Here is a 9,827-nt window from a genome sequence, read left to right on the forward strand (position 1 = left end):
CGGATGGGTAGGGCCGGATGGGTGGGCCTTCCCGGCGGGCGGGGTCGGATCAGACCCCTGCCCGGGCCTCCGGCACGTGCACGTTGTGGCCGTGCCGACGGCGCAACTCCGTGGTGATCTCGGCGAGTTCCCCCTCCGGCAGGAGCGGCAGCATCATCGCCACGCCCTGGAGCAGGCCGCCGAGCAGGTAGGTGGTGTCCGGCGTCGCGGCGACCAGGCCCCGGACCTCGGCCACCTCGCCCGCCGCGACCGCCTCGATCAGCTGGGCGGCGTTGGCGGACTCCTCGTCCACCTGGACCGCACCGGTGTCCTCCGGGGCCCGCCGGGCCATCGCCCGGAGCACCCGGTCCCCGACCTCGGGGGCGTACGCCTTGCGGACGGCCTCGGCGGCGATCCAGGCGAGCAGCGTGGTCACCTCCCGCTCGACGTTCTCCTCGAACAACATGTCCAGTTCGTGGTCGAACGCGAGCTGGTTCCCGTGCCGGAAGGCGAGCAACAGGGTCGCCGCCCTGGCCTTGGCCTCCTCGACCGCCGCGGCAGGCAGTTCCTCGGCCAACTCCTGGGTCACCACCACGCCATGCCCTCCCGTCCGTCGTTCAGCATGAACGCTCAGCAGAAACGCCCTTAGGAAACTCCGTGCACACCGTACACATCCGACCTGCAAACTTCCGCGAACGCGCGCGGGCAAGACCGGAATCAATTCGCTCGGAATAGGACGTCACCCGGTCCAGGATGAATATTCGCCGGAAGGGAGCAATGTTGCTGCTCTGTTGGGCGTAGCGAATGGGCATCCGGGTAACGCCCGGAAAACACCCGAGGGGCCGCACCCGCGTGTCGCGGTGTGCGGCCCCTCGGCGGGACGGTCCGGCTCAGCCCTGCGGCAGCGCCGAGAGCTGGGCGGTGATCCGGGCGATGTCGGCCTCGGCGGCCTCCTGGCGGGTCCGGATCTTGGCGACCACCTCGTCCGGCGCCTTGGCCAGGAAGGCCTCGTTGCCGAGCTTGGCGGTGGTCTGGGCCTTCTCCTTCTCGGCGGCCGCGAGGTCCTTGGCGAGGCGCTTGCGCTCCGCCTCGACGTCGATGGTGCCGGAGAGGTCCAGCGAGACGGTGGCGCCCGCGACCGGCAGCGAGGCGGTCGCCGCGAAGCCCTCCTCGGGGACGGTCAGCCGCAGCAGCGAGCGGATCGCGTCCTCGTGGGCGGCCAGTGCCGTGCCCTCCAGGTCCAGCGTCGCCGGGACGCGCTGGCCCGGCTTGAGGCCCTGGTCCGTACGGAACCGGCGGACCTCGGTGACGACCTGCTGCAGCGTGGCGATCTCCGCCTCGGCCGCGGCGTCGCGGTAGCCGCTGTCGGCCGGCCAGTCGGCGATGACCACCGACTCGGCGCCGGTGAGCGTCGTCCACAGGGTCTCGGTGACGAAGGGGACGATCGGGTGCAGCAGCCGCAGGGTGACGTCCAGGACCTCGCCGAGCACCCGGCGCGCGGCGTCGGCCTGCGGGCCGCCCTTGGCGAGGGTGGTCTTGGAGAGCTCGACGTACCAGTCGAAGACCTCGTCCCAGGCGAAGTGGTACAGCGCCTCGGAGAGCTTCGAGAACTGGTAGTCCTCGTACAGGCCGTCCACCTCGGCGACGGTGGTGCCCAGACGCGACAGGATCCAGCGGTCCGTCGCGGTCAGCTCCTCCGGCGCGGGCAGCGGGCCCTCGACGGTGGCGCCGTTCATCAGCGCGAACCGGGTGGCGTTCCAGATCTTGTTGGCGAAGTTGCGGGCCGCCTGGACCCAGTCCTCGCCGATCGGCACGTCGACGCCCGGGTTGGCACCGCGCGCGAGCGTGAAGCGCAGCGCGTCGGAGCCGTACTTGTCCATCCAGTCCAGCGGATTGACCACGTTTCCGAAGGACTTGGACATCTTCTTGCCGTTCTGGTCACGGACCATGCCGTGCAGGGCGATGGTGTGGAACGGCGGGGTGCCGTCCATCGCGTAGAGGCCGAACATCATCATCCGGGCGACCCAGAAGAACAGGATGTCGTAGCCGGTGACCAGGACGGAGTTCGGGTAGAACTTCGCGAGGCTCTCGGTCTGCTCCGGCCAGCCGAGCGTGGAGAACGGCCACAGGCCGGAGGAGAACCAGGTGTCCAGGACGTCGGTGTCCTGGTGCCAGCCCTCACCGGTGGGGGGCTGCTCGTCCGGGCCGACGCAGACGACCTCGCCGTTCGGGCCGTACCAGACGGGGATGCGGTGGCCCCACCACAGCTGGCGCGAGATGCACCAGTCGTGCAGGTTGTCGACCCAGTCGAAGTACCGCTTCTCCATCTCCTGCGGGTGGATCTTGACCTTGCCGTCGCGGACGGCGTCCCCGGCGGCCTTCGCCAGCGGGCCGACCTTGACCCACCACTGCATGGACAGCCGCGGCTCGATGGTGGTCTTGCAGCGCGAGCAGTGACCCACCGAGTGGACGTACGGGCGCTTCTCGGCGACGATCCGGCCCTCGGCGCGCAGCGCGGCGACGATCGCCGAACGGGCCTCGAGGCGGTCCAGACCGAGGAAGGGGCCGTGGACGGTGATGACGGCGTGCTCGTCCATCACGGCGATGTTCGGCAGGTTGTGCCGCTGGCCGATCTCGAAGTCGTTGGGGTCGTGCGCGGGCGTCACCTTGACCGCGCCGGTACCGAACTCCGGGTCGACGTGGGCGTCGGCGACGATCGGGATGCGGCGGCCGGTCAGCGGCAGCTCGATCTCGGTGCCGACCAGGTGCTTGTAGCGCTCGTCCTCCGGGTGGACGGCGACCGCGGTGTCACCGAGCATCGTCTCGGCACGGGTGGTCGCCACGACGATCGAGTCCTCGCCCTCGCCGTAGCGGATCGAGACCAGCTCGCCGTCGTCGTCCTGGTACTCCACCTCGATGTCCGAGATGGCGGTCAGGCAGCGGGGGCACCAGTTGATGATGCGCTCGGCGCGGTAGATCAGCTCGTCGTCGAAGAGCTTCTTGAAGATGGTCTGGACGGCCTGGGAGAGGCCCTCGTCCATGGTGAACCGCTCGCGGGACCAGTCCACGCCGTCGCCGAGGCGGCGCATCTGGCCGGAGATCTGGCCACCGGACTCGGCCTTCCACTTCCAGACGCGCTCGACGAAGGCCTCGCGGCCCAGGTCGTGGCGGGACTTGCCCTCCTTCGCGAGCTCACGCTCGACCACGTTCTGGGTGGCGATGCCGGCGTGGTCCATACCCGGCTGCCACAGCGCCTCGTAGCCCTGCATCCGCTTGCGGCGGACCAGCGCGTCGATCAGCGTGTGCTCGAAGGCGTGGCCCAGGTGGAGGCTGCCGGTGACGTTCGGCGGCGGGATGACGATGGTGAACGGAGGCTTGTCGCTCTTCGCGTCCGCGGTGAAGTACCCACGCTCCACCCAGCGCTCGTACAGCTCGCCCTCTACGTCCGCGGGGGTGTAGGTCGTCGGGAGGGTTGCCGCATCGTCCCCGGTGGTGCTCACGGGGCGCTGGTTCGTCGTGTCGGTCACGACGCACAGTTTACGTAACCCCGGTACTGGTCACGAACCGCTTTCGGTGCCCGGACCGGCCCCGCCCGGACGCCCCTGCCACGGGCGCGTGCGGTAGCGTGCCCGGACACTCGTCCGGGCGACCGGACGCACACGGAACGACTAACCACACCACGATCGGCCGCGGGTGCGGCGGGGGAGCACGAGGACAGATGTACGGCCAGGGACAGCAGTATCCGCAGGGTCAGCCTTACGGTGGTCAGCCTTACGGCGCCCCGCCGCCCCAGCAGCCGTACGGCGCCCCGCCGCCGCAGCAGCCCTACGGCGCCCCGCAGCCCCAGTACGGCTACCCGCCGCAGCAGCAGCCCTACGGTGCCCCGCAGCAGCCGTACGGCGTGCCCCCGCAGGCGCCGTACGGGCAGCCGGGCTACCCGACGCAGCCGCAGAAGGGCAGGGGCGGTCTGGTGATCGGCCTGGTGATCGGCGCGCTGGTGCTGGGCGGCGGCGGTTTCGCGGCCTGGAAGTTCCTCGGCGGCAGCGACGCCGGCGGCCAGTACAAGCTGACCGCCCCGCAGACGCTGCTGGACGGCTACGTGCAGAAGTCGGCGAAGGAGGAGGCCGCCGACATGAGCAAGCCCGACGTGGCGAAGGTCGGCAAGGACCTGCACGCGCTGGGGGCCAGCTACAGCAAGGGCACCGACGTCAAGAACGTGGACTCGCTGTCGGTGATCGGCATCTACGGGGACATCAACGACCCGGACCAGATCATCGCCGACTCCAAGAGCACCACCAGCGGCACGACCTGGACGACGCCGCTGACCGACTACCCGGCGAAGGACAGCCACGCCTCCTCGGGCAGGCTCAGCTGCGGCATCCTGAGCGTCGTCGCCGGCAAGGCCGGTTCGGCGGTCTGCGTCTGGGCGGACAAGTCCACCTACGGCCGGGTCACCTTCACCAAGCTGAGCCTGACCGCCGGCGGCGACAGCGGCAGCCAGGCCATCACCCCCGAACAGGCCGCGGAGAAGACCAGGGCGATCCGCGACGCGATGAAGGTCGCCCGGTAGCCGGGGTCGGCGGCCGCGCCGCCGACACCCGGTAGCCCGGGGCGGCCGCGCCGCCGACGCGAAGGGGCCCCGCACCGGATCGGTGCGGGGCCCCTTCGCATGCCGGCCGTGGGCTCAGGCGCTCTTCTCGCGGCGCTCGCGCTTGATCATGTCGCGCGGGACGAGGGTGGGGATGGCGTGCTTGGAGACCACGTCCCCGGTGACCACCACGCGGGCGACGTCCTGGCGCGAGGGGACCTCGTACATCACGGACATCAGCACCTCCTCCATGATGGCCCGCAGACCGCGGGCGCCGGTGCCGCGCAGGATCGCCTGGTCGGCGATCGCCTCCAGCGCGTCCCGGGAGAACTCCAGCTCCACGCCGTCCAGTTCGAAGAGCTTGCGGTACTGCTTGACCAGCGCGTTCTTCGGCTCGGTGAGGATCTGCAGCAGCGCCTCGCGGTCGAGGTTGTGCACGCTGGTGATCACCGGCAGACGGCCGATGAACTCGGGGATCATGCCGAACTTCACCAGGTCCTCCGGCATCACCTGGCGGAAGTGGTCGCTGGCGTCCGACTCGCGCTTGGAGCGGATGTTGGCGCCGAAGCCGATGCCCTTGGCGCCCGCGCGGCCCTCGATGATCCGCTCCAGGCCGGCGAACGCGCCGCCGACGATGAAGAGCACGTTGGTGGTGTCGATCTGGATGAACTCCTGGTGCGGGTGCTTGCGCCCGCCCTGCGGCGGCACCGAGGCGGTGGTGCCCTCCAGGATCTTCAGCAGCGCCTGCTGCACGCCCTCGCCGGAGACGTCACGGGTGATCGACGGGTTCTCGCTCTTGCGGGCGACCTTGTCGATCTCGTCGATGTAGATGATCCCGGTCTCGGCCTTCTTGACGTCGTAGTCGGCCGCCTGGATCAGCTTGAGCAGGATGTTCTCGACGTCCTCGCCGACGTAGCCGGCCTCGGTCAGCGCGGTGGCGTCCGCGATCGCGAACGGCACGTTCAGCATCCGGGCGAGGGTCTGCGCCAGCAGCGTCTTGCCGGAGCCGGTGGGGCCCAGCAGCAGGATGTTGGACTTGGCCAGCTCGATCGCGTCGTCGCGGCCGTTGCCGCCGCTGCGGCCCGCCTCGCCGGCCTGGACGCGCTTGTAGTGGTTGTAGACCGCCACCGACAGCGCCTTCTTGGCGAGGTCCTGGCCGACCACGTACTGGTCGAGGAACTCGTAGATCTCGCGCGGCTTCGGCAGCTCCTCGAAGCGGACCTCGGAGGTCTCGGCGAGTTCCTCCTCGATGATCTCGTTGCACAGGTCGATGCACTCGTCGCAGATGTACACGCCTGGGCCGGCGATCAGCTTCTTCACCTGCTTCTGCGACTTGCCGCAGAACGAGCACTTGAGCAGGTCGCCACCGTCTCCGATGCGTGCCACGAGGTGCTTCCCCTTCGCCAGGGGCCCCGCGGGGGTCCGGGGCCTGGTGCTGTGGACCGTCCGCGCCGACGGCGCTCGGTCTCGCTATCCGACGGTACTCTGCCGGGCCCGTGATTCCGTCCTCTTCGCCGGGTCTGCCCTACGCCCTGGGCGAATTGATACCGAACAGATGCCGTGCCGGAGTCCGCCGACGGGCCGGGGCGGGACGCGCTACCGGGTGCGCGCCCCGCCCCGACGGTGCCGTCCTCAGGAGGTCAGCGAGGTCTTGCGGGTGGAGATGATCTGGTCGACCAGGCCGTACTCGACGGCCTCCTCGGCGGTCAGGATCTTGTCGCGCTCGATGTCGTCGCGCACCTGCTCCACCGACCGCTTGGAGTGCTTGGACAGCATCTCCTCCAGCTGCTCGCGCATCCGGAAGATCTCCTTGGCCTGGATCTCCAGGTCGGACACCTGACCGCGACCGGTCTCGGTGTACGGCTGGTGGATCAGGATGCGGGCGTTCGGCAGGGCCATCCGCTTGCCGGGGGTGCCGGCGGCGAGCAGCACGGCCGCGGCGGAGGCCGCCTGGCCCATGCAGACCGTGGTGATGTCCGGCTTCACGTACTGCATCGTGTCGTAGATGGCCGTGAGGGCCGTGAACGAGCCGCCGGGCGAGTTGATGTACATCTGGATCTCGCGGTCCGGGTCCATCGACTCCAGGCACAGCAGCTGGGCCATGATGTCGTTGGCCGACACGTCGTCCACCTGCGAGCCGAGGAAGATGATGCGCTCCTCGAACAGCTTGGCGTACGGGTCGTACTCGCGGATGCCCTGCGTGGTGCGCTCCACGAAGCGCGGGACGATGTAGCGGCCCTCGGCGCGCATGTCCTCGACGCGGGCCTGGGCGGCCGACAGGCTGGGGATGTTCATGGGGGTCCTTGTCCTCCGGGGCGTTGGGGCTGTGGTCTCGTGGGCCGGGCCGAGGCTCAGGCGCCCGTGCCGCCGCCGCCGGGGACGTCCGCGGCGCTGTGCATGATCGCGTCGATCAGGCCGTAGTCGAGGGCCTCCTCCGGCGTGAACCAGCGGTCGCGGTCGGAGTCCTTGGTGATCTGCTCGAAGGACTGGCCGCTGTGGAAGGCGATCAGCTCGGACATCCGCTTCTTGGTGCGGAGCAGCTGCTCGGCCTGGATGCGGATGTCCGTGGCGGAGCCGCCGAGGCCCGCGGAGGGCTGGTGCATCAGGATGTTGGCGTTCGGGAGCGAGAAGCGCTTGCCCTTGGCGCCGGCGGTCAGCAGGAACTGGCCCATCGAGGCGGCCATGCCCATCGCGATGGTGACGACGTCGTTCTTGATGTACTGCATGGTGTCGTAGATCGCCATGCCGGCCGAGATCGAGCCGCCCGGGGAGTTGATGTAGAGGAAGATGTCCTTGTCCGGGTCCGCGGCCAGCAGCAGCAGCTGGGCGGTGATCTTGTTGGCGATGTCGTCGTCGACCTGCTGGCCGAGGAAGATGATCCGCTCGTTGAGCAGCCGGTTGTAGACCTGGTCGCCGAGGCCGCCGAGCACGTCACCAGCGGCGGCGTGCGGCGCCATCGGGCCAGGCATCTGCATCTGCGGGAACGTCACTTAGCCACCTGCTCAGTCGATTTGGACGGCCGCTCCGCGGCCGTCACGGTGTCGCACAGCTTCCGGGTATCACGTCGTGATTGTTGCTGTCCAAGGACCCTAACGCGCAGGCCGGGCCGCAGAATCCCTCACGCAGAACTGTTCGCTGTCAGCGCAGGGTCGCACCCGGCCCGCGCCGGACGACAGCGGGCCCGGACACCGTACGGCGTCCGGGCCCGCTGACTGCCTGGCGGGGCTACCGGGGCACTCAGGCCTCGGTGTCCTCCTCGGCCTTGTCCTCGGCGGCGGCCTCGACGGTCTCGGCCGTCTCGTCCTCGTCGTCGAAGTTGATCTCGTTGCCCTCGGTGTCGACGACCTTGGCGGCCTCGACCACGGTGGCCAGCGCCTTGCCGCGGGCGACCTCGCCGACCAGCAGCGGAACCTGGCCGCCCTGGACGACCTGCTGGGCGAACTGGTCCGGGGTGAGGCCCGAGCCGGCGGCGCGGCGGATGAGGTGCTCGGTGAGCTCCTCCTGGTTGACGCCCAGCTCCTCGTTGGCGACGATCTGGTCCAGGACGAACTGGGTCTTGATGCCCTTCTTCGCCTGCTCCTCGATCTCCGCGTCCCACTCCTCGCGGGTCTTGCCCTGGGTCTCCAGGTAGGTGTCGAGGTTCAGACCCATCGGCTCGAGCTGGTGGTGCTCGACGTTGTGCTTGCGGGTCTCGATCTCGTCCTTGAGGAGCTTCTCGGGGTACTCGATGTCAACCAGCGCGAGCAGCGCGTCCAGCACCTTCTCCTGGGCCTGGGTGGCCTGGTCGTACTCCTTCATGCGCTCCAGGCGCTTGCGGGAGTCGGCGCGCAGCTCCTCCAGGGTGTCGAACTCGCTGGCCAGCTGGGCGAACTCGTCGTCCAGCTCCGGCAGCTCCTTCTCCTGGACGGCGGTGACGGTGACGGTGACCTCGGAGGTCTTGCCCGCCTGGGTGCCACCCTTGAGCTCGGTCTCGAAGGTCTTCTCCTCGCCGGCCGACAGGCCGACGACGGCCTCGTCGATGCCGTCGATCAGACGGCCCGAGCCGATCTCGTAGCTCACGCCGGTGGCAGTGCCGTCCTCCGGCACCTCGCCGTCGACCTTGGCGACCAGGTCGACGACCACGATGTCACCGGTGGCCGCGGCGCGCTCGACGTCCTTGACCGAGGAGAAGCGCTCGCGCAGCTGCTCCAGCGACTTCTCGACGTCCTCGTCGGAGACGGCGATCGGGTCGACGGTCACCTCGATGGAGGAGAACTCCGGCAGGGTGATCTCCGGACGGACGTCCACCTCGGCGGTGAACTTCAGGTCACCCCCGTCGGCGATCTTCTCGACACCCTCGATGTTGGTGATGTCGGGCTGGCCGAGGACCTCGATCTTGCCCTCGTCGACGGCCTGCGTGTAGAAGCGCGGCAGGGCGTCGTTGACGGCCTCCTCCAGCACGGCGCCACGGCCGAAACGCTGGTCGATGACGCGAGCCGGGATCTTGCCCTTGCGGAAGCCCGGGACCGTGACCTGCTGGTTGATCTTCTTGTACGCCGCGTCGAGGCTGGGCTTGAGCTCCTCGAAGGGCACCTCGACGGTGAGTCGAACCCGGGTCGGGTTCAGAGTCTCGACGGCGCTCTTCACGGTTAGGTCTCCTAGGGGCTTGCGGTCAGATTGTCTCCGCCCGTTCCTTCCGTTCGGCCGGAGCCGGTACGGGTGGTTCGGGCGAGACGGGCGATGGGCGGTTGGAGCTGCATCTCCCGTGGGCGGACGGTGAGCGTGACTCCTCGCCCTCGTGCGGTTGACCTGGGTGGACTCCACAGGGACTACCGCCAGCGGCCCATCCTACCGGTACCACGAAAGGCGGACGCCAGACGCCACCGTACCGCCCAACAGAACAGGGCCCCGCCCCGGTGGGCGAGACCCTGCCGCACTCACTGTCGGGGTGACCGGATTCGAACCGACGGCCTTCCGCTCCCAAAGCGGACGCGCTACCAAACTGCGCCACACCCCGTGGTGCCGAGCAGAAGCGTACACGCCGGGCCTGCACGGTTCGCCGACTATTTCGGGGCGGCGCGGAAGAGGGCGCGGGAGGAATCGGGTGTGCACCAGAAGGGTGGACCAGGTACGCTGTCTCCCGAACTTCCGGCCGGGAACGGCTCGCGGGGTTCGCGCGGGCGTAGCTCAATGGTAGAGCCCTAGTCTTCCAAACTAGTCACGCGAGTTCGATTCTCGTCGCCCGCTCTTCCGGCCCGGCCCCGGTGCGCCCAGCGCACCG

7 protein-coding genes and 2 tRNA genes are annotated in these 9,827 nt (G+C 69.3%); 2 read left to right on the forward strand and 7 right to left on the reverse strand.

Going from position 1 to position 9,827, the window contains the following annotated elements:
* Window positions 1–49 precede the first annotated feature (49 nt).
* Both ABT247_RS12795 and ABT247_RS12800 read right to left on the reverse strand, forming a co-directional pair.
* Window positions 50–574, reverse strand: coding sequence for a hypothetical protein (locus ABT247_RS12795; RefSeq protein ID WP_350741899.1), 525 nt, complete (start codon window positions 572–574; stop codon window positions 50–52).
* Between the two features lie 295 nt (window positions 575–869).
* The gene (locus ABT247_RS12800) at window positions 870–3,506 is read right to left on the reverse strand and encodes a valine--tRNA ligase (RefSeq protein WP_350741901.1); all 2,637 of its coding nucleotides are present in this window, start codon (window positions 3,504–3,506) and stop codon (window positions 870–872) included.
* A 191-nt stretch (window positions 3,507–3,697) separates the two neighbouring features.
* Between ABT247_RS12800 and ABT247_RS12805 the strand changes: the two genes are divergently transcribed.
* Window positions 3,698–4,549 (forward strand): hypothetical protein, encoded by an 852-nt coding sequence (locus tag ABT247_RS12805; protein WP_350741903.1) that lies wholly within the window; start codon window positions 3,698–3,700, stop codon window positions 4,547–4,549.
* Window positions 4,550–4,663: 114 nt separating this feature from the next.
* On the opposite strand, the gene clpX is transcribed toward ABT247_RS12805, so the two are convergent.
* The 5 genes from clpX to ABT247_RS12830 form a co-directional block, all read right to left on the reverse strand.
* Window positions 4,664–5,953, reverse strand: a complete 1,290-nt coding sequence (gene clpX, locus ABT247_RS12810) for an ATP-dependent Clp protease ATP-binding subunit ClpX (RefSeq protein ID WP_196950255.1) — start codon at window positions 5,951–5,953, stop codon at window positions 4,664–4,666.
* 246 nt (window positions 5,954–6,199) lie between these two features.
* Entirely contained in the window at window positions 6,200–6,862 is a 663-nt protein-coding gene (locus ABT247_RS12815) for an ATP-dependent Clp protease proteolytic subunit (protein WP_350741906.1), read from the reverse strand.
* A gap of 56 nt (window positions 6,863–6,918) precedes the next feature.
* Complete coding sequence (locus ABT247_RS12820; RefSeq protein ID WP_350741914.1) at window positions 6,919–7,536, reverse strand: ATP-dependent Clp protease proteolytic subunit; 618 nt, start codon at window positions 7,534–7,536, stop codon at window positions 6,919–6,921.
* A gap of 268 nt (window positions 7,537–7,804) precedes the next feature.
* The gene (tig, locus tag ABT247_RS12825) at window positions 7,805–9,193 is read right to left on the reverse strand and encodes a trigger factor (protein ID WP_350741908.1); all 1,389 of its coding nucleotides are present in this window, start codon (window positions 9,191–9,193) and stop codon (window positions 7,805–7,807) included.
* A 296-nt stretch (window positions 9,194–9,489) separates the two neighbouring features.
* Window positions 9,490–9,563, reverse strand: a tRNA-Pro gene (locus ABT247_RS12830).
* Window positions 9,564–9,722: 159 nt separating this feature from the next.
* Between ABT247_RS12830 and ABT247_RS12835 the strand changes: the two genes are divergently transcribed.
* Window positions 9,723–9,793, forward strand: a tRNA-Gly gene (locus tag ABT247_RS12835).
* Window positions 9,794–9,827 lie beyond the last annotated feature (34 nt).

This window comes from Kitasatospora sp. NPDC001539 (assembly GCF_040298565.1).
GTDB lineage: Bacteria > Actinomycetota > Actinomycetes > Streptomycetales > Streptomycetaceae > Kitasatospora.